Here is a 24,277-nt window from a genome sequence, read left to right as displayed (position 1 = left end):
CTCGCAGTCAAAATGATCAACGCCGGCGAGGCGAAGGTGTTCATGTCCGCCCGGGACACGTTGATCCGCTCATATATGGCCGGAGCGATCCTCTCCCTGGCCGCCGCGTTCGCCGTCACCGTCAGCGTGCGGACCGGCGAGCCGGTCATCGGAGCCATCCTCTTCCCCGTCGGATTCTGCATGTTGTACCTGCTCGGATTCGACCTCCTCACCGGCGTCTTCACCCTCGCGCCCCTGGCCCTGATAGACAAGCGACCGGGCGTGCGCCTCCGCTCGGTCCTGCGGAACTGGACTCTCGTCTTCTTCGGCAACTTCGCCGGAGCGCTCACCGTCGCCCTGATGATGGCCATCACCTTCACCTTCGCCTTCACCACCGACCCCAACGACGTCGGCAAGGCCATCGGCGCCATCGGCGAAAGCCGAACCGTCGGGTACGCCGAGCACGGCGCCGCGGGAATGCTCACCCTGTTCATCCGCGGCGTCCTCTGCAACTGGATGGTCTCCACCGGCGTCGTCGGCGCCATGATGTCCAACAGCGTCCCGGGCAAGGTGATCGCCATGTGGATGCCCATCCTGGTCTTCTTCTACATGGGCTTCGAACACTCGGTCGTGAACATGTACCTGTTCCCGTCCGGCCTGATGCTCGGCGGCGACTTCTCCATCGGGGACTACTTCCTCTGGAACGAGATCCCGACCGTCGTCGGCAACCTTGTGGGCGGCCTGGCCTTCGTGGGCCTGACGGTCTACGCGACCCATGTCCGCACCAAGACGCCCCTCACCCCCTCGCTTCCGTCCCAGGCGAACGGCTCGCCGGTAGCGATCGGAAAGGAACGGCTCCAGCCGCGGCGATAGGTCCACTAACGGCGCAACGGTCGCCGACGCAGCCGTCGGCGACCGTTGCGTGCCCGGTCATCGACTTCTCAGGGAACGACGATGATCTTGCCGCGGGTGTGGCCTTCTTGGTTGAGTCGCTGAGCGTCGGCCGTCCGCTCGAGCGGCAGCGTGGCCGCCACCTCCACCCGCAGCTTCCCGCGCTCCGCGAGGTCGGTGAGCGCCGCCAGGTCCTGGGTGTCGGGTCGCACGAAGACGTACTTGCCGCCGAGTCCCAGCACGGCGGCGTCCGCGATCGAGGCCAGGCCGCCGCCCGGGGCGAGCAGTTCGGGCGAGGCCTTCAGGGCGTCTCCGCCGACGAGGTCGAGCACGGCGTCGACGCCCTGGGGTGCGAGGCTCCGGACGCGGTCGGCGAGACCCTCGCCGTACGCGACGGGTTCGGCGCCGAGCTCGCGCAGGTAGTCGTGGTTGCGTTCGCTCGCGGTGCCGATCACCCGGGCGCCGAGCGACCTGGCGATCTGTACGGCCAGGGAGCCGACGCCGCCGGCCGCCGCGTGCACCAGCACGGTGGCGCCCTCGCGGACCCGCAGGGTCCGGGTCAGTGCCTGGTAGGCGGTCAGACCGGCCAGCGGAAGGCCGGCGGCCTCTTCGAACGTGAGGTTCGCCGGCTTGCGGGCGAGCGTGCGGACCGGGGCGGCCACGTACTCGGCGAAGGTGCCGCGGGAGACGAAGTCCTCACGGACGTAGCCGATCACTTCGTCGCCCGGGGCGAACTCGGTGACGCCGACGCCGACGTGCTCGACCACGCCCGCGACGTCCCAGCCGGGGATGACGGGGAAGACGGCGTCCAGGAAGCCGTCCAGGTATCCCGCCTGGATCTTCCAGTCGACCGGGTTGACGGAGGCTGCCTTCACGCGGACCAGGACGGAGTCCGGGCCCACCTTCGGCGTCGGGACCTCGGCGTACTCCAGGGTCTCCGGGCCGCCGTACGTGCGGTAGATGATGGCCTTCATTGTGGTTCTCCTCTTGATGTGGGGTGAGTGAGTCGTCATGCGGGCCGTCGGCCCGCGGGTCAGACGCCGGCAGCGACCGGCTCGAGGTCGGCAGCGGCGGCGTCGGCCTTGATCTGGGTCGCCGGTGCCGATTTGGTACGGAGGCCGTACAGGCTGATCAGAGCGACCAGGCCGAAGGCGACGCCGGCGATGGCGAAGCTGATGGTGAACTGTCGCTCGGCGGGCAGGGCGGGCACGCCGGCCGGCAGGTTCGCGATGGTGTTCGCGGCGAGCAACGAGGTCACGACGGCGCTGCCGATCGCGCTGCCTGCCGAACGGGAGATGGAGTTGATTCCGTTGGCGATGCCGCTCTGCCGCAGCGGGACGCTCGCCATGATGAGCGCCGGCATCGCGGCGTACCCGAGGCTGATGCCGACGCCGATCGCCATGCCCGTGCCGATGACCGCGGCCGAGGTGTCGTGCGCGACCGTCAGGACGGCGAAGCCGCCGGCGCCGATCACCGCGCCGAGGGTCAGGGTGGACCGGGCGCCGATGCGGCGCACGAGCGCGCCGGCGAACTGCGCGGCGAACAGCGAGACGATCGTCGCGGGCAGGAGGTATTCCACCGAGGCACGCAGCACCGAGGCGCCGAAACCGTAGCCGGTGAGCGCCGGCGGCATCTGCACCAGGTAGGACACGCCGATGAACTGGGCGAACATGCCGAAGCCCACGAACAGGCCGGCCAGGTTGGTGAACAGCACCGGGCGGTAGACGAACATCGCCAGGTCGACGAGGGGTTCGCGGACCCTGCGCTCGACCAGGACCCACACGACGGCCATCAGCGCCGAGCCGGCGAAGCTGCCGAGCGTCCACACGCTCGTCCAACCCCACGACTGCCCCTGGGAGATCGGCAGCAGGAGCAGAACGAGAACGGCGGCGAGGGTCACCGCGCCCAGCACGTCCACGCGGCCGCCGGTCCGGGAGCCCGTGGCCGGCACCAGGAAGACCACCGCGGCGAGGGCGACCAGGGCAAGCGCCGTGGCGAGCCAGAACACCCCGTGGTAGTCCGCGTTCGCCCCGCGGGTCATCAGGCCGGTCAGCACCAGGGCCAGGCCGCTGCCGAAGGCCAGGGTGCCGCTGACCAGACCCATCGCCGCGGGCAGCCGCTCGTGGCGCACCTGCTCCCGCAGCACGGACAGGGCGAGCGGGAAGATCGCCGTGGCCGCTCCCTGTAGCGTCCGGGCGACGATCAACCAGCCCAGCGAGTCGGTCATGGCGGCCAGGACACTTCCCGCCACCATGACGACCATGACGGCGACCAGGGTGGGCTTCTTGCCGTACTGGTCGCCGAGGCGCCCGAGCAGCGGGGTGAAGACGGCCGCGGACAGCAGCGTCGCCGTGGTCACCCAGCTGACGCTACCGGCGCTGGTGTGCAGCCTCTCCTGGATCAGGCCGAGGATCGGCACGACAAGAGTCTGCATCACAGACACGATCATGGTGGCGAGGCCGAGAGCAAGGATCAACACGGTGTCACCGCCGCGTCGCGACCGGACCTCGGAGGAGCGCAGTCCCACTACACCGTTTCCCTTCACATGGCGCGTCTGACCAGCCTGAATAGCCCGTCGACGAATACTTGATGAGTTTGAAGCTTGATGGCCTCAAGGAAATGAACCGTAACCTCGATGGTTGAGGTGGTCAAGCTTTCCCGCTACTCTTGCGACGTGAGCCACTCCTCCGCCGCAGCGCCGGCCACACCAGTCCCACCGACCACCGCCGAGCTCATGGAGCTGTTCGCGCTGGCCAGCACGGCCTACTTCCACGACTTCACCGCGGTCGCCGCCAACCAGGGCCTCACCTCGATGCAGGCGAAACTGCTCAGCCTGCTACGCCAGCCGCTCTCCATGCGCGAACTGGCCGAGCGGCTGGCCTGCGACGCCTCGAACATCACCGGCATCGTCGACCGCCTCGAGGCCCGCGGCCTGGTCCGCCGCGAGATGAGGCCCGACGACCGACGGGTCAAGAACGTCGTGTGCACCGAAGCGGGCACCGACGCCATTCTTCGGGTACGCGACGAGATGCGGGCCACCCACCAGGCGCTCGCCGGCCTCGCCGACGCCGACCGCATCGTCCTGGCCGACCTGTTGCAGCGCCTGCGGGCCTCCCTGGACCAGCGCGCCTGACGGCCCGCGGGGGTACCCACGATCTTCCCGCGCGCCTACGCTCAAGGAATCAGCCCGAGAGCGGAAGGGTGTCGTGGAGCAGGAGCCGGTGCGGTGCGACATGGTCTCCGCGGACACGGCACGCGTGGTGGTCCGCGGGGCGGTGGGACCCCACCTCGCCCGGCGGATCCTCACCATCCTCGTCCGCACGGTGATGCACGCCCTGATGGCGGTGGTGTTCGTCGACCTGGACGGGGTCACGTCGCTGGGAGCCGCGGGCGTCAGCGCCCTGGCGGAGGCCGAGCGGGTGGCCCGCCGCGTCGGGGTGCACCTCGACATCGTGGCCGCCGACCCGGCGATCCGCCGCAAGCTGCGGGCCGCCGGGCTGACCGACCCGCACCCCCACCTCGCCGCCGCGGCGTACCTCCCGCCCGAGGTGCCCGCCGGAGCGACCGAGCTGCTGGCGACGCCCTTCGACGGCGACTGTCTGGCGCAGGTCCGCCAGCGGATCCGCGGCTGCACCGCCGCCCACCTCGCCGACGAGCTCGACCAGTACCGGTTCGTGCTGGCCGTCAGCGAGATGATGACCAACGCGGTCCACCACGGCGGCGGCTATGGGCGGCTGAGGATCTGGCACGCCGGCGACGCGCTGCTGGCCCAGATCAGCGACCAGGGGCCGGGCATCCAGCCGGGTAACGGCGGACCCGGACCCGGTCGCCAGTCCGGCCTGGGACTGTCGCTGGCGCGTGAGGTGTGCGCCGAGGTGTCAGTCAACACCGGCCCGGCCGGCACCAGCGTGCTGCTGCGCTATCTCCTCCCGCCAGCCCGCTAACTCCTCCTGCCAGCCCGCTGACTCCTCCCGCCAGCCCGCTGACTCCTCCCCCAGCCCGCCAACTCCTCCCGCCAGCCCGCTAACTCCTCCTGCCAGCCCGCCAACTCCTCCTGCCAGCCCGCTGACTCCTCCCCCAGCCCACCAACTCCTCCCGCCAGCCCGGTGACTCCTTCCCCAGCCCGCCAACTCCTCCCGCCCCGACGGCGGCCCGCCGGCCCGCTAACCGACGGTCTGTCGGCCGGCTGACCGGCGACGACCGCTCGGCGAGTCTGGAGTTTTGGGATCGCGTTTCATGCGCATGCCATGCAGCGGCGGGCGAAGGGCCGCGCGGCGAGCCGTTCCTCGGCGATCGGCTGCCCGCACCGTTCGCAGACGCCGTAGGTCGCCGTATCCACCCGGCGCAGCGCGTCGTCGACCTCAGCGATCCGCCCCCGCGCGGTGGCCAACAGCGCGGTCAGCTGGGCGCGTTCGAAGCCGACGGTGGCACCCTCCGGGTCGTGTTCGTCGTCGGCGTTCGAATCCCGCGACGCCGCGAACAGCGCCTCCAGGTTCTGGGCCAGTGTCGCCGCCTCGGCCTCCGCGCTCGCTCGCAGCCGCAGCAGCTCCTCTCGAACCATCTCCGCAGCTTAACGACCTCCGGCGGGCGCGAACGGGCCACAGACACCGCCAGCCCGGCCGATCGGTGCACCTCGGCCGCGCAGCGCAGGAGACAGCGTCGCCGTCGCCTCGGTCGCGCCCGCAAGCCCAGCGTCGCCGTCGCCTCGGCCGCGCCCCCAAGCCCAGCGTCGCCGTCGCCTCGGCCGCGCAGCGCAGGAGACAGCGTCGCCGTCGCCTCGGTCGCGCCCGCAAGCCCAGCGTCGCCGTCGCCTCGGCCGCGCCCGCAAGCCCAGCGTCGCCGTCGCCTCGGCCGCGCGGCGCAGGAGACGGTGTCGCCGTCGTCTCGGGCGGCGCGGCGGATCCGGAGTCGGCGGCCGGCGGCGACGAGGTAGCCGGTGTTCTTCGCCGCTATCCCGGCGCGACCCGCCCGTCCTCCAGGAGCGCCGGCGGCGCATCCGCCTTCTGGCGGCGGTCGATCAGCGACAGGAGCGGGCCGGTCATCGAGGTGGTGACCACCGCCATCACCAGCAGCGCCAGATACAGGCCGGAGGTGAGCAAGCCGGCGCTGTAACCGGCCTGGAGCAGAACGATCTCGGTGAGTCCCCGGGTGTTGAGCAGGACACCCACGCGAAGCGCCTGGGTGGGCCCCTCACCACCCAGGCGGCAGAACACGTAGCCGCCGCCGATCTTGGACAGTACGGCCAGGACCGTCGCCAGGATCGCCACCAGCCAGGGGATGCCGCCCGAGCCCGTCCAGATCTTCAGCCCGGTGGCGACGAAGAAGACCGGCACCAGCCACAGGCCCAGCGTGGACACCCAGCGGACCGGTGCGTCCCAGTGCGGCGAGTCGGGCGGGACCATCAGCCCCACCACGAACGCGCCGAAGATCGCGGTGAGCCCCCAGGACTCCGCCACGTTCGCGGCCTGGAGCACACAGACGCCCAGGACGACGGCCACCAGCCAGGGCCATCGGGCGCAGAGGCGCTCGGCCGCGGAGGACTTCAGCAGGCGCCGGCCCAGGGTGGCCGCCAGCACTCCGGCCACCAGCATGGTGGCCGCGGTCGAGACGCCGCCCGAGCCGGGCTTGGCGATGCCGATCGCCACGGCCAGCAGCAGCCAGGCGACGGCGTCGATGAGCGCCGCCGAGGTTATCGAGAGCCGCCCGGCGCGGGTGGTGGTCAGGCCGCGGTCGGCGAGAATCCTGGCGAGCACGGGCACCGCCGATACCGCCATGGTGGTCGCCAGCAGCAGCACGAAGGCCAGGGTGGGTGCGGTTCCCCGCAAGTCGGGACTGTCGTACCAGACGAGCCATCCGCCGAACGCCGCGCCGACCAGCAGGGAGGGCACGAGGGTGCCCAGCGCCGTCCAGCCGATGGCCCGGTCCCGCAGGCGGGCACCGTCCAACCGCAGTTCGTGGGCGACGCCCACGAGGAACAGCACCAGTCCGGCGTGCCCGAGATCGCGCAACTGTTCCAGCACGGGAGCCGGTAGGAGGACGGACTGCGCCTGCGGCCAGGCCCAGCCGAGCACCGCCGGGCCGAGCAGCATGCCGAACGCGATCTCGCCGACGACGCCGGGCTGCCCGATCCGGAGGGCGAGCTGGCGTCCCAGGAATCCGACGATCAGAAACGCGCCGAGTGCGGCGGTCACATGCGCGATCAACGCGAGCGTCACGGGGCGGCTGCTCCGTCGCCACCCGACCCGGCCACCGTGCCATCGGCCGTCAGGAAGGCGACGACCCGGCGGACCACGGACTCGTCGCGCAGCACCTTGGTGTGGCCCAGGTCCCGCACCCGCATCAGCTCGGCCGATCCCCAGGCCGCGACCAGCGCCTCACTGTCGACGATCGGCGACTCCGGGTCGTTCTCGTCGTGGACGACGAGCAACCCGTTGGTGAAGTCCCGTGCCGCGACAGCCGGCTCGATGGCGTCGAAGGAGATGCCGAGCCATTCCTGCGCCCGCGAGCGGACCAGCCCGATGGCCTCCGGGGACACCCGCATCACCTCGCCGGAGCGGCGCCAGAGGCTGGTGTAGTTGCTGATGGGGTTGACGAACACGGCCCGCTCCAGCGTGACCCCGCGCGACATGGCGTAGGTCGTCGCCGCGGCGCCCAGCGAGTGGGCGACGACGGCGTGGAAGGGGCCGAACCGCTTGTCCGCCGCCTCGATCGCCTTGGCGAAATGGATGGCGGAGGATTCCGCTCCCTCCGACTCGCCGTGGCCGGGGAAATCCATGACGACCACGGCGCAGCCCGCTCGGGCGAGTGCGTCCGCCAGGAAGGTCAGGTGCCCGGCGTTGCCGGCCCAGCCGTGGACCAGCAGGATCCGCCGCTCGCCCTCGCCCCAGAGGTAATGGACGACCTTGCCGCCGTCGACGACCTCGACCTCTCTGGCGGCCTGTTCCAGGATCGGCAGGGTGGCGTTCGGAGGCTGCGTCCGCGTCGGCGTGAAGGCCAGCCGGCGCAGCTTTTCCGTGATGTCGGTGTCCATGAGATCGCCCCTTACCTTGTGTCTTCCACGCTCCGCAGGTGCGCGGAGATGATTTTCCGGACCTCCGGTGAGTCCACGATGTCGAAGTGGCCGGCGCCCTCGACGAGTTCCACCCTGGAGTTCCGCCAGTTCGCGTGCAGTTCCCCGGCGTACACCGGCGGCACGTAGTCATCGGCGGCGCCGTGGATGACCAGCCCTGGCACGTCGATCGCCCGGACGGCCTCCAGCGCCGAGTACTCGTCCCACACCGTCGCGCCGAACCTTCTCTCGATCTCCTCCACCACCGCCCGGGCCCCGGCGCCGTCGAGGGCGTTCATCTCGGCGAACCTCTCGACCAGAAACATCTTGGCGGGCGGCGAGGAGATGGAGACAACGGTCCGGGCGGGCACCCCGGCGTGCCACGCGGTGAGGGCCCACAGGCCGCCCATGGAGTGGCAGACCACCGCGTGGAGCCCGGTGAGCCTGTCGTACAGGGCGCGCAGCAGGGCGCGGATCTCGGTCGGATCACCCGTGATGCCCAGTGCCTCACCGTGCGGCGGCACGTCGAAGAGCACCACCCGGTAGCCCTGCGCGAGGAGTTCCTCGGCGATGGTCACCATGCTGCCCAGATTGGTGTTCAGGCCGTGGACAAGCAGGACGGTTGGGCCGCTGCCGCTCTGGAAGTACTTGTAGAAGCGGCCATTCGCCTTGACGGTGTGCGAACGACACCGGTTGAGGAACGCCTTCGCGAACGGATCGTGCGGCAGCTTCACGACCGTGTAGAAGCGCTCCACAAGGTCGTCCACGGACTCGGTTCGGTTCACAGCGCATTCCTCGATCTCAGTTGCCGGGCTGCTCGCTCAGCCCCGCGAGGCACTGCTTGGCCCGCTCCGGCAGGACGTACTCCCCCTCCTTCGCGATGCGGTCGTAGAGGGCCTCGACCCGCTCGTAGTGAGCGTCGAGGTTCTGGTCCAGCAGGTGGTACTCGGACTTGTTGTAGATGCCGAACTGAAGGTCGGTCATCAGGCCGAACGGGTCGATGTCCGACGCGGTCCGCGTTCCGCCGAACACCAGGCGCAGGAACTCGTCGACGCTCTCGTAGCCGAGCGTGGCGAGCAGGAACTCGATCGACGCCCACTTGCGCTTGGTCTGGTAGGCGCGCTCGTCCGGATCGACGATGAAGTCCAGGCCGCTGGTCATGCCCTTCGGGTAGTGCACCTTGTTGAAGCAGCGCAGGTCGATGGTGAGGCGGTCCTTGGTGGTCCGGGGCAGGGTGCTGTCGGCGTGAGCCCGGTAGTTGTCGAAGACCAGCGCATCGCCCACCCGGCTGTCGCAGAAATAGCCGGGAGACGGCTTGTCGGCGTACGTCTTCGCCCAGTACATCGCCATCAGGAAGTCCCGGACCGAGGGCAGGTCGATCTCGGACAGCTTCCCCTCGAGGAAGAGGTACAGCGCCTTGTCGACGGCGTCCTTCTCCTCACCCTTCAGGCCGTACTCCAGCATCTTCTCGTAGACGTACGGGAGGTTCGGGGCCTCGAGTTCGGCCTCCTCGAAGATCACGAAAGGCTGCCGGCTCAGCGGCGTCGGGGTCAGCGCGGTGTGGAAGCTGCGGTACTCGGTGGGAAACCCGAGCTGCTTCTTCACCAGCGACGGGACCTGCAGGCCGATCGAGCTGGCCGCGTGGGTGCCGTACGGCCGCTTCTTGGCCGGCACGATGAAGGCGTTCACCACCGCGGTCTCGACCTCGGGGAAGTGCTCCCGGACGAGGTCCTGGTTGAGGTCGTAGAAGCGCTTCGCCGACGGCACGAACAGCACACAGTTCTCGAACATCGTGGAGATCGGGAAGTAGCTGCCGATCGAGGCGGCGGCGAAGCTCTCCTGGATCACCGCCTGGCAGCGCAGCTGGCGTGCCAGGTTGTCCGCCAGGTCGTCGTCCAGGTTCATCTGGACGACGTGGGTGGGGTGCGATTCGGGCAGGAAACGGCTCGTGTTCAGCGTCCGGTGAGGAGGCAGCTTGGACTCCATCTCCCCCTTGTCCACCTGGTACTTGTCCAGCACCGGGGACAGCTGCTCGGCGTGTACCGCCGCGGAGGAGTGCAGGAAGGTGCCGGTCTTCTGGTAAGTGCCGGTGACCGTGGCGTCGTCGTCCACCGGCTGGGTCGCGTCGCTCATGACTTAGTTCTCCGCTCGGTCCGAAGTGATGATGCGGTCCACATAGGTGCGGACGAATTCCTCGTCGATGGGCGGGGACGGGTAGTCCTCCGCGCCGAAGACGGCGCCTCCGACGGGGAGCGCGGCGAACATGTCCGCCAGGCCCTTCGCCGTCAGGCCGTCCACCAGGGCGGCGATCCGGGCCAGTGGGCTCGCCGGATGCCCGACGGCGAAGGCCAGCGCCCGCTGCCGCCATTCGTCGAAGGGCACGATCTCCGCACCGCCCCCGGCGGCACCGACCAGCTCGAAGAAGCGGTCGAAGGCCGGGGCCTCGGAGTTGACGAAGTCGTAGTCCCTGCCGATCCGGGCCAGGTCGTTGGTCATGGCCTCGGCGATCGTCCGGCACAGGTAGTCGACCGGCAGCACCGCCGTGAGGTCGGCGTCGAGCGACGGGAAGCTGCCCAGCTCGAGGCTGCCGGTGATCAGGTTGTGCAGGAAGTCGCCGCGGTCGAGCCGGAAGCGCCCGGTGCCGGTCGACGCGCCCACGAACGGCAGCCGGTATGTCGACGCCTTCGCGCCGCGCCAGCGGGCGGCGGCCACCATCTGCTCGGCCTGCCACTTGGAGGTCAGGTAGCCGTACTCCCGATCGTCCTCGGTGACCTCGTAGCCCAGGTACTTGGGCAGCGTGGCGAAGGTGGAGACGAAGTGGAACGCCTTGCCGCGACCGCGCGAGGCCAGGCGCAGCGCCTCGTGGGTGCCGACCACGTTGGGGCCGATGTAGTCCTCCAGCGGCCGCATCCAGTCCACCAGGGCACCGGAGTGGCAGATGGCGTCCACCTGGTCGGCCAGTTCGTCGAAGCCCTCCTCGTCCAGACCGAACAGCGGCTTGGTGAGATCGCCCACCACCGGGTTCAGCAGCGGCGCGAACTCCTGCTTCCAGAGGCCGTAGCCGTCGAGGGCGCCGACCAGGCGATCCATGGCCTGGCGGGCGTCGTCCGCCCGCACCAGGCAGTAGGCGACCACCTCGGCGGCGAGCAGCTCGTGCAGCAGGTAGGCACCGACGAATCCGGTGGCGCCGGTGACGAAGACCGCCTCCGGGCGCACCGGCGCCGCGCTGGCGTTGTCGAAGCGGAGGTCGGGGTGCAGGCAACCCTTGCGGGCCGTGGACACATCCGTGCCCCCGGCATCGGCCAGCTCGACCGCCTCGGTGGCCGCCGTGCCGGAGGCGGTCCAGGGCGCCGCGTCCAGCCCCGCCTCCAGCAGCTTCGCCAGCAGGAAGTCGGCCAGCGAGATGAGGTTGGGGTGGTCGAAGGCGATCTTCGCGGGCAGGGCGAGCCCCGTCAGGTCCGCGAGCTGGTTGCGCATCAGCACCGCCGTCAGCGAGTCGATGCCGATGTTCTGGAGCGGCACGTCGACGTCCACGGCCTCCGGCGAGGCGAAGCCCAGGGTCTTCGCCACCTCCTCGCGGACCACGCCGAGCACCACGGCCGGATAGTCCTCCGGCGCGGCCTCGCCCAGCAGCTTTCGCAGGTCGGTGCCGCCGCCGGCCCGGGAGCGCCCGCCGGCGTTGCCGCTGAGCAACGCGCGGAACAGCGGCGGTATGCCGCCACGGTTCTCGAAGTAGTGCTGCACGCGGTTCAGGTCCAGCGCGGCGGCCATGGTCAGCGCGCGGCCGCTCCGCACAGCGAGCTCGAAGAGCTCCAGGCCCTCGTCCGGTGCCAGCCGGTCCAGGCCGAGCTGGGCGAATCGGGCCCGGTCGAACTCGCTGAGGCCGGCGGCCATGCCGTCGCCCTCCCAGGGGCCGAAGGCCACCGAGGTAGCCGGCAGGCCCTTGGCCCGGCGCAGGTGGGCGAGCGCGTCCAGGAAGGCGTTGGCGGCGGCGTAGTTGCCCTGGCCGGGTGCTCCCATGACGCTCGCGATGGAGGAGAACATCATGAAGAAGTCCAGCTCCAGGTCCTGGGTCAGCTCGTGGAGATGCCACAGGCCGTCCACCTTGGGCAGGAAGACCGCGTCGAACCGCTCCGGCGTCAGGGCCGTCAGGGCGCCGTCGTCGAGCACACCCGCCGCGTGGACCACGCCACGCAGCGGACGCTCGTCGCCGAACAGAGCCATCACCGCGGCCACGTCGTCGCGATCGGCCGCGTCGCAGGCCATGACGGTCGCCGTGGCGCCCAGCTCGGACAGCTCGTCCACCAGGGACTGCGCGCCGGGAGTCTCCATCCCGCGGCGGGAGGTCAGCACCAGGTCTCGGACGCCGTGGGTGCCGGCCAGCCACCTGGCCACCCGCCGGCCGAGATCGCCGGCGCCACCGGAGACGAGCACCGCGCCGTCCGGTCGGACGAACGCCCGCTGCTGGGCCGGGACCAGCACCACCTTGCCCACGTGCCGCGCCTGGGCGATGAAGCGCAGGCCGTCGGAGGTGTGGGTCATCGGGAAGGTCCGCAGCGGAAGCGGCGCCAGCTTGCCCTGCGTGAACAGCTCCGCGATGGAGACCAGCATCCTCTGGATGAGGTCCGGCCCCGCCTCGGGCAGGTTGTAGACGGTGTAGGTCACGCCCGGGTGGCTCTGGTCGATGGCGGCCTGCTCCCGTACATCGATCTTGCCCATCTCCAGGAACCGCCCGCCGCCGCCCAGCATGCCCAGGCTGGCGTCGATGAACTCGGTGGCCAGGGAGTTCAGCACCACGTCGAAGCTCGCACCCGGAGCGCCCTTGCCGAAGGACTCGACGAAGCCCAGGTCGCGAGAGGACGCGATATGGGCGTCGTCCAGCCCGAGCTCGCGCAGCGCGGGCCACTTGGGCTCGCTGGCGGTGCCGTAGACCTCGGCGCCGTGCAACCGCGCCAGCTGCACGGCCGCCATGCCCACGCCACCGGCTGCGGCGTGGATCAGCACCCGCTCGCCCGATCGCAGGGCGCCCAGTTCGTGCAGGCCGTACCAGGCGGTGAGGAAGGTCATCGGGATGGTGGCGGCCTCGGTGAAGCTGAGGCGCTCCGGCATGCGCACCACCTGGCGCGCGTCCGTGACGACCTCGGAAGCGAAGGAGCCGCGGGCCAGACCCAGCACGGCGTCGCCCACCTTCAGTTGGTCGACGCTGCCGCCGACCTCGGTGATCACACCGGCGAACTCCAGGCCGAACGCGGGGATCTCCACCATGCCGAGGGCGTTGAGCACGTCGAGGAAGTTCACACCGGCGGCCCTCACCTCGGCGCGGATCTCGCCCGGCGCGAGGGACCGTTCCGGCGAGGTCTTGACCGTCAGCGGCTCGTCCAGGCGGCCCTTGGCGGCGATCTCCAGCTGCCAGCGGCCCTCGGCCGGGATCTCCAGATCCCGGGCCGAGCCCACCCGCAGCAGCTGCGGCACCAGCACCTCGCCGTGACGCAGGGCGCACTCCGGTTCGGCCTCGAGCATCAGCGCGGCGGGGAGTGCCTTGCGGCCCGCCTCCTCCTCGCCGAGGTCGATCAGGCGCAGGCTCAGTTCGGGGTGCTCGTTGCGGGCGGTCCGCATCAGGCCCCACAGCGGGCCGGCGCCCAGCCCCGAGACCAGGTCGTCGGCGCCGGTGCCCACCGCGTGGCGGGTGACCCAGACCAGCGGGGTACGGAACTCGCTGCCGACCACTTCCTGGAGCTGCTCCAGTGCCTTGGCGGCGAACGCATGGGCCTGGGCCGGCACCTCCGCGTCGGAGTCCCACAGGCAGACCAGGCCGTCCAGGTCCTCGGCGTCCTCCAGCTCCCGAACCTTGATCACCTGAATGCCGGCCCGTGCCAGGAGGGTCTTGACCTCCCTCGCCCACGGCACGTCCCCGGCCGGGGTCATCAGGCCCCAGGAGCCGCCCAGTTCGACATTCTCGGTGTCGACCTGGCGCCAGTTGACGTCGAACTGGAAGCGGTCCACCCCGGCCGCGGCCAGGCGGCGCAGCACCGCCCGGTCCACCCGCCGCGCGTGCAGGCGGTGCAGCCGGCCGACCTGGGCGCCGTGGCTGTCGTGGATGTCGAGCGAGGCCCAGAACTCGCCGTCGCCCAGCTCGAAGTCGGCGACCCGGACCCAGATCTCCGCCAGGCCCTTCACCCGCAGCGACAGCCGCTCGGCCTCGAACGGCACGAAGAGGTCGTCGCCGGTCCGGTTCTGCAGCCGCTGGGTCAGCAGCAGCGAGTGCATGGCCGAGTCCAGCAGGGCCGGGTGCAGGACGTATCCGGCGGCGGACTGCTCCGCGCTCTCGGGCAGCGCTGCCCTGGCCCACACCTCCCCGCCCACGTGCCAGGCCTCCTGGATGCCCTGGAAGGTCGGCCCGTAGCCGTAGCCGAGGGCGTCCAGGTCGCGGTAGAGGGCGGACGCGTCGAGGGGCTCGGCGCCCCGGGGCGGCACCGTCACCGCGGCGCCGGTGCCAGCCGCTTCCGCGGGCGTGATCCGGCCCTCGGCGTGCAGCTGCCAGGCGCCGTCCTCACCCTCAGGCGCGCTGTAGACCTGGACGGGCCGGTTCTCACCGATCGCCGGACCCACGGTCACCTGCATCCGCACCGGCACCCCGGAGGCGAGCACCAGCGGCGAGGCGATGACCACGTCGGACAGGTCCCACTCGCCCTCGTGGGCCGCGTCGCCCGCCGCCCGCATCGCCTCGAAGAAGGCCGTTCCCGGCATCAGGACGGCGTCCATCACCCGGTGCTCCTGCACCCACACCGGCTGGTCCGCCGCCACCACGTTGGTGAACAGCGACAGGTCGGTGCCGGCGATCTCCACACCGCCGCCGAGGAGCGCGTGACCGGTGGGGTTCAGACCGGCCCCGACCTCGCGGGAGAGCGGCGGCTCGAACCAGAACCGCTCCCGCTGGAAGGCGTACGTCGGCAGGTCCACCCGGCCGCCGCCGAAGGGCGCGAAGTAGCCGTCCCAGTCGACCGCGACGCCCCGAACGTGCAGCTCGGCCAGGCTGCGCTGGATGACCGAGGCGCCGTTCTTGCCCGGGGAGCAGGACGGCACCCAGGACAGCGGTCCCTCGTCGGCCAGGCAGGAGGCTCCCATGCCGGAGAGCACGGGCTGCGGGCCGAGCTCCAGGAAGGTGTTCGCGCCCGCTCGGCGCAGGCTGCTCATGCCGTCGCTGAAGCGGACCGCGTGGCGCACCTGGCGGACCCAGTAGTCGGGCTGCTCGAGTTCGCCCGGCGCGGCGAGGTCGCCGGTGAGGCTGCTGACGAGAGCGATCGCCGGAGGACGGAAGCGGACGGTCTCCGCCACGGCCCGGAACTCGGCGAGCATGCCGTCCATGTGGTGTGAGTGGAACGCGTGGGACACCGTCAGCCGCTTGGCCTTGCGGCCCTGCTCCGTGAAGTGGGCGGCGATCGCCTCGACGGCGTCGGTGTCACCGGACAACACCGTCTGGGTGGGCGTGTTGACTCCGGCGACGTCCAGCTTGCCGCGCAGCCCGAGGGCGTCGATGGCGGCTTCCGCCTCCTGGGCGTCGGCCTCCAGCGACACCATGGCGCCCCGGGCGGGCAGGGCCTGCATCAGCCGGCCACGGGCCGCGACCAGCCGGCAGGCGTCGTCCAGGTCGAACATCCCCGCCACGTGGGCGGCGGCGAGTTCGCCGATGCTGTGGCCGAGCAGCAGTTCCGGCCGCACACCCCAGCTCTCCCACAGCCGCCACAGCGCCACCTCGAGGGCGAACAGGGCGGGCTGGGTGAAGTCGGTGCGGTGCAGCAGGGCCGCGTCCTCGCTGCCCTGCTCGGCCCACATCACCTCCAGGAGAGGCTTCTCCAACCCGGTGAAGCCGGCGGCGATCTCGTCCAGTGCGTCGCGGAAGACGGGGTAGACGTCGTAGACGTCCTTGCCCATGCCCGGAAGCTGGCTGCCCTGGCCGGTGAACAGCAGGGCCAGCCGGGGTTCCTCGAGGTGGTTCCCGGTGCGCACCGACTCCGCGGGCAGTTCTCCGGTGCGGGCGAAGGAGGCCAGCTTGTCGAGGAGTTCGGCCTTGTCCTTGACGGAGAGCACCAGCCGGCGACGGAAGTGGGTACGGGCGGTCGCCAGGGAGCGGGCCACGTCACCCAGGCGGTCCTGGATGTTCATGCCCATGTGCAGGTGCAGGTTCTCCACCTGCTGGCGCAGGGCGGCGTCGGTGTAGCCGGACACCACGAACGGGACCGTGGGCGGCAGCGGCGCGGACGCGTCCTGCTCGACGCGCCGCGGCGGCTCCTCGACGATCACGTGGGCGTTGGTGCCGCCGATGCCGAACGAGCTGACGCCCGCGCGGCGCGGCACGTCCTTCGCCGGCCATGGGCGCTGCTCCCGGACCAGCGCCATGCCGGCGCCCTGCCAGTCCACGGCGGGCGTGGGCTCGGCGACGTGCAGGGTCCTGGGAAGCGCGTCGTGGCGCATGGCCAGCACGACCTTCATCACGCCGGCCAAGCCGGCGGCGGCCTGGGTGTGGCCGAGGTTCGACTTGGCCGAACCGACCCACAGCGGCACCTCGTCCGAGTGGCTGCCGCCGAAGACCTCCGCGAGCGCGGTGCCCTCGATGGGGTCGCCCAGCTTGGTGCCGGTGCCGTGCGCCTCCAGGTAGTCGATGTTGTCCGGCTGGAGTCCGGACGCGGCCAGGGCGGCGCGGATGACCCGCTGCTGGGCGGGGCCGCTGGGCGTGGTCAGGCTGGCGCTGTGGCCGTCGTGGTTGACGGCGGTGCCGCGCAGCACGGCCAGGATCGGGTCGCCGTCGCGCTGGGCGTCGGACAGCCGTTTGAGGACCACCGCGGCCGAGCCCTCGCTCCAGCCCGTGCCGTCGGTGTCGGAGGAGAACGACCGGCAGCGGCCGTCCGCCGACATGCCGCGCAGGCGGCTGAACTCGACGTGCAGTTCGGGGGTCAGCATCAGGCTCACGCCGGCCGACACCGCGAGGTCACATTCGCCGTTGCGCAGCGCGTTGCAGGCCAGGTGGGTGGTGACCAGGGAGGACGAGCACGCCGTGTCCAGGGTGAGGGTCGGGCCCTCCAGACCGAACACGTACGACACCCGGCCGGACATGGTGCCGCCCGCGGAACCCGGGCCCACGTAGCCGTCGAGGTCGGTCAGCCCGCCGGCCATGGTGAGGCCGTACTCGTGGTAGGCCGAGCTCTTGCCGACGCCGATGAACGCGCCGGTCTGGCTGCCGCGCAGCTGGTCCAGGGTGTAGCCGGCGCGTTCGAACGCCTCCCAGGTGGTCTCCAGCACCATGCGCTGCATCGGTTCGAGCGAGCGGGCCTCGCGCGGGGAGATGCCGAAGAAGGGTGCGTCGAAGAGGTCGATGGGAGTGACGAATCCGCCGCTGTTGCAGTACGAGGTGCCGGGCACCTCCGGGTCGGGGTTGTAGAGGGCCTCGGCGTCCCAGCGGTCCTTCGGCACCTCGATGATCCCGTCGCCGCCGCGTTCCAGCAGCTCCCAGTACTCCTCGGGGGTGTTGACGTCGCCGGGCAGGCGGCAGGCCATGCCGATGATGGCGATGGGCTCGTCGTGGACGGCGCGGCGGCGGTCGGGCACGACCTCCCGGCTGGTCCTGGTGTCGCCGGCCAGGTAGGCGGCCAGGGTCTTGACGGTGAAGTGCTCGAAGAGTTTGGCCCCGAACACGGGGCGTCCGAGCAGTTCCTCCAGCCGCGTCTGGACCCGGACGACCCGCAGCGAGTTGCCGCCGATCTCGAAGAAGTTCTCGTTGACGCCGATCCGGTCGTGGCCGAGCACGTCCGACCAGATGGCGATGATGTCCCGCTCCAGCTCGGTGGCGGGCTTGGCGGTGGCGTCGACTTCGATCACGGGGTCCGGCAGCGCGTTCTCGTCGATCTTGCCGTTCGGGGTCAGCGGAAGCTCGTCCAGCTCCACGATGAACGCCGGCACCATGTACTCCGGCAGCCGCTCGGCCAGCCAGGGGCGCAGCACGCGGTGCAGCGGGGTTCTGGCCGGTTCGCCGACCGCGGGCGTGTTGGCGTACTGGGTGAGGGCGCCGCGCTCCAGCGTTTCGGCGGGGTGCTGGCTGAGGTCGGGCGTCTGGCCAGGACGCCAGAACAGGGCGTCGCACCGCCAGGTGCCGCCGGTACGGCTGGGCAGCAGGGCCAGTTCCAGGCCTGCGTCATGGGCGAGGCCGGCGAGGTCGACGGGGTCGATCCAGGACGTGGGCACCTCGGAGGCGCTCGCACCCATGCTCTCCAGGGCCGCGGCGACCCGGCCGGACACTTCTCCCAGCCGGCCGTTGGGAATGCCGTTGAGCCGCAGCGGGCGGTCGGCGACGGAACCGAGCTCGGCGCGGAGCGCGGCCAGGTCGAATTCGTCGGCCAGCCAGTCCTGCTCCGCCGCCGGGGTGGCGGGTGGGGCATCCTCGCCGACGTGCAGGGTGACGTCGTAGCGGTAGCGCGTCATCTCGTTGACGTACCGGCCGTCGCGCAGGGTGATGTCGACGCGGGTGATCTGCGGGAACAGGTGCGGCAGGTTGGCGAAGTAGTCGCGGCTGAGCACCAGTTCGCGCTCCGCGCGCATTCCGCGCTCGGCACGGCGGGCCAGTTCCTCGGCGGAGATTCCGCCGGCCTCCCCGTCCGCGCGGAAGTTCGCCACGTCGGCGTGGAAGACGTCCAGCAGCGACAGGTCGCGTACGTCGCCGAGGAACACCCGTCCCCTGGTGACCGCCCTGGTCGCCCACTCCAGCACCGAGGTCAGGTAGTCGACGCTGGGGAAGTACTGCGCCACCGAGTTGATGATCACGGTGTCGAAGGCGCCCTCCGCCACCTCGGGGAGCGCGTGGGCGGCCCGCTGCTCGCAGGTCACGTGCGGCAGGGAGGCCAGGTGCCGCCGGGTCATCTCGACGGCCGCGGCGGAGGCGTCCACCGCGTGGTAGGTGCGGCAGTGCGGCGCCAGACTGAACAGCATCAGGCCGCTGCCGGAGCCGATCTCGAAGACGTTCTCCGGTGCGTGGGACAGGACGCGCCGGACGGAGCTCCGCTGCCAGTCGCGCATCTCCCCGTTGGAGAACGGGAGGCCGTCGTAGCTGTTGCGCCAGCCCGCCAGGTTGAACGTGGCGTCGGCGGTGACGGAATCGGTGTCGGTGCCGGCTTCGTAGGCGCGGTCCCAGGCGGCCGCCCACTCGGCCAGGGCGGTGCTCTGGTCCGCCGGGGTGCGGACCGGCTCACCGGTGGGAACCTCGTCGCGGACGCAGTAGGCGACGAGCTGCTCGTCGCGGCCGACCACCACGGCACGGCGAACCGACTCGTGGCGGCTGACGGCCGCCTCGACGTCGGCCAACTCGATGCGGTGGCCGCGCAGTTTGACCTGCCGGTCGTTGCGTCCCAGCAGCGTCAGGCTGCCGGGTGCGACGAAGCGGGCCAGGTCGCCGGTGCGATAGAGGGTGCCGGGGTGCAACGGGTTGTCCGCGAAGCGGAGCCGGGTCTGCTCGGGGTCGTTGCGGTAACCGCGGGCCACTCCGGCGCCGCCGATGCACAATTCTCCCGGGAAGCCGAGCGGCACCGGCGACAGGTTCTCGTCGAGGACGTAGACCTGGGTGCGGTCGATGGGAGTGCCGATGAAGATGCCGTCTTCCTCGGCCCGGGCCGCCACCTCCCAGACCGTGGACCACACGGTGGTCTCGGTGGGGCCGTACATGTTCCAGACAGAGGCCGGGGATCCGGCGGCGAGCAGCCGGTCCGCCAGGTCGCGCGGCAGCGCCTCACCGCCGCAGAGGATCTTCCTCAGGGTGGGGGTGCCCTGCCAGCCTCCGTCCAGCAGCAGCTGCCAGGTGGCGGGGGTGCCCTGCATCATGGTGATCGCGTGGCGCTCCAGCAGAGCGCCGAGGGCCTTGGCGTCCATGGTCTCCTGGGCCTGGGCGATGACCGTGGTCGCGCCGCAGAGCAGGGGCAGGAACAGCTCGAGCACGGAGATGTCGAAGGACACGGTGGTGACGGCCAGCAGCCGGTCGGTGGCGGCGCACCCCGGCCGTGCGCGCATGGCGGCCAGGAAGTTGCCCAGTGCCCCGTGGGTGATCTCGACGCCCTTCGGTCGGCCGGTCGAGCCCGAGGTGTAGATGACGTAGGCCAGGTCGCCGGCGCCCACCTCGACCGCGAGGTCCCCGTCGGCGTCCGACTCGGCGCCGAGCTCGACATTCACGCAGCGGGTGTCCCAGGCGGCGAGGCCGGTGGGCGCGGCGGCGGGGGTGACGATGAGCTTGGGATCGGCGTCCTCGATCATCTGGCGGATGCGGTCCGCCGGGAACCTCGGGTCGACGGGCACATAGGCGGCGCCCGTCTTCATGATCGCCAGCAGGGCCACGACCAGGTCGATCGAGCGGTCCAGGGCCACGCCGACCAGGTCGCCACGGTCCACGCCCCGCTCGGTCAGCGCGTGGGCGAGCCGATTGGCACGGGCGTTGAGCTCCGCGTAGGTCAGGGTGGTGTCCGCGCAGACCAGCGCGGTGTTCTCGGCGTGGCCGCGCGCGGCCTGCTCGAAGAGCCGGTGCAGGCCCTGCTCGGGAAGATCGGCGGCGCTGCCGGCCGTGTCGTTGAACTCCTCGATGAGGACAGCGCGCTCAGCCGCGGTGAGCAGGTCCGCGTCGGCCGGAAGCCGCTCCGCGTCGGCGGGAAGACGGCTGCACCACGCGGTGAACTGGTCGGCCAACCGGGCGACGTCCCGGGCCGCGAGGCGCGTGGCGTCGTAGTGGAAGGTGACGAGCGCACCGTCCTCGGCGCCGTCCTGCTGGACGTGGAGTTCCAGTCTCTGACGGTGGCCGCCCTGGCCGTCGGAGCCGTGGTCGGCGGTGTCGCGGGTGCCCCACGAAATCAGCACGTCCGCCGTCGACGCGCCGCTGGTCCAGCGTTCGCGAAGCGTCTTGTCCCGGCCGACGGCGTCACGACGGAGCCATCCCCGCTCCTGGCCGAGGGCGAACTCCCGCCGCACCGCCCGCAGGTTCTCCGAGATCGTCGCGTCGGCGTCCACCTGGCACAGCAACGGCAGCCAGGCGGAGAAGAGGTCCCGGTGGGCGGCGTCGACGTCCTCGCGCGGGGCCGCCATCGCGAGGTGGATTTCCCGCCGGCCGCTCGCCCGGCTCAGGAAGATGCCCAGCGCACCGGCCAGGTAGGCGGCGGATGCTTCCCTGCCTTCGCCGTCCTGGAGCGGGACGTGGCAGCGTACGAGGATGGGATCCGCCTGCGGTCCGCTCCCCGCTCGGGGCCGCGGGTAGGGCAGGCGGTAGGGGTGGTCGCCGCTGGAGACCAGGCGCTCACGCCAGAGGTCGGCGGCCTTGGAGGCTCTGACGCCCGCCTCGGTCAGGCGCGCGCTCGCGTCCTCGTCGGGGACCTTCAGGATCGCGCCGGGGCGGATTCCGTGGGTCGCCGCGATGGCGCCGGCGGACCGCTCCTCGCCCTCGAGGGTGCACATCCGGGTCAGGGTGACGATTCCGGCGCCCGTGGCCACCCGCAGGCCCGACCCGTCGTCGCAGGAGAGGACCGTGGCGGGCGCGGCGGCGGCATCATCCGCGGTGGCCCGGACGCTGGCTTCCCGGACGGCGTAGAAGTGCCCGTCGAGGTTGATCTTGGGCCACACCAACGGGCTCGCGAACGGGCCGTAGTCGGTGGCCCGGACCATGGCGGCGATCCGTTCGGCCGGAAGGCTCCAGTCGATCAGCCCCTCGGCGGCGAACTGGGTGTGCCGCGAGAAGTAGCGGCGCGTCGCGGAGTCCTGGGGGGTCGCGGTCTCGCGGCCTTCCGCGATCTGGTCGATCAGCTCGGCCAGGCTGGCGACGGCCGCGTCGTCGCACTTCAGGCCCAGCGACAGCGCGGTGTCCTCGGGCTCGATCGCGACCGGAACCCGGCCGAGCACCTCGCCGCCGTCGACCACCTCGGCCATGCGGTGCCAGGTGATGCCGTACTCCCGCGCGCCGTCCACGATGGCCCAGGAGGGCGTGTGCAGTCCCGAATATTCGGGTAGCGGGCCGTAGTGGTAGTTGACGGCGGCCCGGGTCGCGCAGCTCAGCAGCGTGTCGGGCACCACCGCGTAGTTACCGACACTCAGCAGGAGGTCGCAGGACCACTGTGGTGCGAGCGCCACAGCCTCGGCGAGGTCGTGGTGCGGAATTCCCGCCTTGACCGCCCAGGACCGGGCGGTGGCGTCACCGGTCACCACGGCCGCGATCCGGTGCCCTTTCGCCACGAGTACCTCGCCGCAGCGAGCGAGCACGCTCCCGCTACCGATCAGGACGGACGTCAAAGAAGTCATCGCCATGCCTCCCCGTAATCACCCGCGGCGCGTCCGGTGCGCGCCGCCCGTCCCGGGGCAGGGGGCAGCGGAACCCGAGGGGCCCCGCGAGGAGCCTCCAGGTTCTCTGATCCAAGCGTGCGCGGGTTGGCCCCCCGTGCACCCGTGCCGATCCCCCCGGATCGAGCGGCGTCCGCCTCACGGGCAGTCGTGCAAGCCCACTGCGGTGAGTCGTTCGCGCTGTCAGGTGAAGTGCAAGTGCGCCGAAGTGCTGAACTGCCGAGTGCCGAACAACAGACGTGCGGACGTGAGAAGGGGCCGAAACGGCCCCACCGGTGCGCCGGTTCCTCCCGGACGCCCGACCATCATTGGCCCACGCCCAGAGCGGCCGCAAGGCATGACGGCAAGACCTGGCAACTAATGGACAGTGATCGTTATCACAGGTACGGTCGACCTGCTGCGGCCGACGAACGGGCACGACGGGCGTCGATTTCCTTGCTATAACTACCCTTCGCGGGCTCCACCATGGACCGCGGGCGAGTTCGACGACGCACGAGCCGAGGGGACCCGCATGCCCGACGAGACCGAGGCCAATCCCGCCCGCGTCCTGGCGCTCTGCAGCGGCGCGAGCTTCATGGCCTTCCTCGATCTCTCCATCATCAGCATCGCCTTCCCGGACATTCTGGATGACTTCCCGGGCACGTCGCTCAACACCATGACGTGGGTCCTCAGCGGCTACACGATCCTGCTGGCGGCCGTGCTTACGCCCGCCGGAAGGATCGCCGACAGCGTCGGCCGACGCACCGTCTTCCTCTGGTCCCTGGCAGCCTTCACCGCCGCCTCGCTGGTCTGCGCCGTGGCGCCGTCCATCTGGTGGCTCATCGCGGCACGGTTCGTCCAGGGCGCGGCGGCCGGCGGCATGATCCCCGCCGCTCTCGGCCTGATCCTCGCCACGACCCCGCGGGAGCGCATCGCCAGAGCGGTCGGCACCTGGTCCGCGGTGGCGGGCTTCTCCGCCGTCATCGGACCAGCCGCGGGCGGCCTGCTGCTGGACGCCTTCGGCTGGCGCTCGGTGTTCTACATCAACCTTCCGCTGTGCGGCGCGATGCTGGTCGCCGCCGTGGTGATCCTGCCAAAGCAGTCGTCGCGAGCGATCAGGGACCGGCTGCCGGACGCGGTGGGCAGCATCGCGCTCGCCCTGGGCATCGGCGGGGTGGTGTGCGCGCTCACCGAGAGCGACACCTGGGGCTGGACGGATGTCCGCACCATCGGACTCGGGCTGGCCGGGCTGGCGCTCATCGCCGTGACCGTGCTGCGTTCGCGCGCGCACCCGGCGCCGGCCCTGGAGATGACGGTGTGGCGCAGCCCCGTCTTCAGGATCGCCAACCTGGGACTCGGCCTGCTCAACCTGACGATGTTCGCGTGGATGGTGGCGGCCCCGCTGTTCGCCGCCACCATCTGGCACTGGTCGGTCCTGGAGACGGCCGGCGCCCTGAGCGTGGGAGCCGTCTCCTCGATGATCGGCTCCCTGACGGCCGGCCGCCTCGCCCGACCAGCGACCCAGGTGAAGGTGGCGGCCCTGGGCGCGCTGTCCTTCGCGGGCAGCAACGCCATCTGGGCGTCCAGCCTCTTCGGACCCACGCCCAACTTCCTGGGCGGCTGGCTGCCGGCCGCGGTCCTCGGCGGCGGCGGCCTCGGCCTCGCCATCACCTGCCTGTCGTCGCTGGCGGCCGGGGCGGTGCCTCCGCTCAAGTTCGCGGGCGGCCTCGGCATGACCCTGACGGTGCGTCAGGTCGGCGGCGCGGTCGGGATCGCCGGATTCGCCTCGATCATGGCGTCAGGCGCCGTCCCCGGCGGCATCTCATCCTTCCACCACGTCTATGTCGCCGCGATGGCCGTCAACATCCTGTGCGCGGCCGTGGTGTGCACGATGCTCGCCGTGCTGCGACCGAAAACCGCGCCCGAGGCGCCCTCACCCGAGCCCGAGGGCCAGGTCACGACCGCCCAGTAACGGAGGGTCCCTGGGCACGGCCATAAGGTGCCGCGCCCAGGGACCGGGGTCGTTCCTCC

The 24,277-nt window shown here is 71.2% G+C and carries 12 protein-coding genes; 4 read left to right on the top strand and 8 right to left on the bottom strand.

Annotated features, from left to right (window positions below; translation table 11 throughout):
• Nucleotides 1-12 precede the first annotated feature (12 nt).
• Nucleotides 13-852, top strand: a complete 840-nt coding sequence (locus AB0M36_RS06275; RefSeq protein ID WP_364153251.1) for a formate/nitrite transporter family protein — start codon at nt 13-15, stop codon at nt 850-852.
• A gap of 68 nt (nt 853-920) precedes the next feature.
• Here AB0M36_RS06275 and AB0M36_RS06270 read toward each other — a convergent pair whose 3' ends face one another.
• Together AB0M36_RS06270 and AB0M36_RS06265 are read right to left on the bottom strand one after the other, a co-directional pair.
• Nucleotides 921-1,844: an NADP-dependent oxidoreductase gene (locus tag AB0M36_RS06270; protein ID WP_364153249.1), complete on the bottom strand. Its 924-nt coding sequence runs from the start codon at nt 1,842-1,844 to the stop codon at nt 921-923.
• A gap of 59 nt (nt 1,845-1,903) precedes the next feature.
• Nucleotides 1,904-3,349 carry an MFS transporter gene (locus tag AB0M36_RS06265; RefSeq protein ID WP_364153246.1) on the bottom strand — a complete coding sequence of 482 codons (1,446 nt, stop codon included), beginning with the start codon at nt 3,347-3,349 and terminating at the stop codon, nt 1,904-1,906.
• A 195-nt stretch (nt 3,350-3,544) separates the two neighbouring features.
• Between AB0M36_RS06265 and AB0M36_RS06260 the strand changes: the two genes are divergently transcribed.
• Both AB0M36_RS06260 and AB0M36_RS06255 read left to right on the top strand, forming a co-directional pair.
• A complete protein-coding gene (locus AB0M36_RS06260) occupies nt 3,545-4,003 on the top strand; it encodes a MarR family transcriptional regulator (RefSeq protein WP_364153244.1) in 459 nt (152 codons plus the stop codon).
• A 73-nt stretch (nt 4,004-4,076) separates the two neighbouring features.
• On the top strand, nt 4,077-4,814 hold the full coding sequence (locus AB0M36_RS06255; RefSeq protein WP_364153241.1) for an ATP-binding protein: 738 nt from the start codon (nt 4,077-4,079) through the stop codon (nt 4,812-4,814).
• A gap of 290 nt (nt 4,815-5,104) precedes the next feature.
• On the opposite strand, the gene AB0M36_RS06250 is transcribed toward AB0M36_RS06255, so the two are convergent.
• From AB0M36_RS06250 to AB0M36_RS06225, 6 genes are all read right to left on the bottom strand, one after another.
• Nucleotides 5,105-5,431 carry a TraR/DksA C4-type zinc finger protein gene (locus AB0M36_RS06250; protein ID WP_364153238.1) on the bottom strand — a complete coding sequence of 109 codons (327 nt, stop codon included), beginning with the start codon at nt 5,429-5,431 and terminating at the stop codon, nt 5,105-5,107.
• Nucleotides 5,432-5,819: 388 nt separating this feature from the next.
• Nucleotides 5,820-7,085 carry a cation:proton antiporter gene (locus AB0M36_RS06245; RefSeq protein ID WP_364153235.1) on the bottom strand — a complete coding sequence of 422 codons (1,266 nt, stop codon included), beginning with the start codon at nt 7,083-7,085 and terminating at the stop codon, nt 5,820-5,822.
• On the bottom strand, nt 7,082-7,900 hold the full coding sequence (locus AB0M36_RS06240) for an alpha/beta hydrolase (protein WP_364153232.1): 819 nt from the start codon (nt 7,898-7,900) through the stop codon (nt 7,082-7,084). The genes AB0M36_RS06245 and AB0M36_RS06240 overlap by 4 nt, the downstream gene beginning before the upstream one ends.
• An 11-nt stretch (nt 7,901-7,911) precedes the next feature.
• Nucleotides 7,912-8,703, bottom strand: a complete 792-nt coding sequence (locus tag AB0M36_RS06235; RefSeq protein ID WP_364153230.1) for an alpha/beta hydrolase — start codon at nt 8,701-8,703, stop codon at nt 7,912-7,914.
• Between the two features lie 16 nt (nt 8,704-8,719).
• Nucleotides 8,720-10,051 carry a hypothetical protein gene (locus AB0M36_RS06230; RefSeq protein WP_364153227.1) on the bottom strand — a complete coding sequence of 444 codons (1,332 nt, stop codon included), beginning with the start codon at nt 10,049-10,051 and terminating at the stop codon, nt 8,720-8,722.
• 3 nt (nt 10,052-10,054) lie between these two features.
• Nucleotides 10,055-22,228, bottom strand: a complete 12,174-nt coding sequence (locus AB0M36_RS06225) for an amino acid adenylation domain-containing protein (RefSeq protein ID WP_364153224.1) — start codon at nt 22,226-22,228, stop codon at nt 10,055-10,057.
• Between the two features lie 550 nt (nt 22,229-22,778).
• Here AB0M36_RS06225 and AB0M36_RS06220 point away from each other — a divergent pair.
• On the top strand, nt 22,779-24,218 hold the full coding sequence (locus AB0M36_RS06220; RefSeq protein ID WP_364153222.1) for an MFS transporter: 1,440 nt from the start codon (nt 22,779-22,781) through the stop codon (nt 24,216-24,218).
• Nucleotides 24,219-24,277 lie beyond the last annotated feature (59 nt).

Origin of the sequence: Actinoplanes sp. NPDC051346, assembly GCF_040682215.1 — a bacterium.
GTDB lineage: Bacteria > Actinomycetota > Actinomycetes > Mycobacteriales > Micromonosporaceae > Actinoplanes.
The sequence above is the reverse complement of the archived record's forward strand: the minus strand, read 5'-3'. Positions and strand labels throughout refer to the sequence as shown.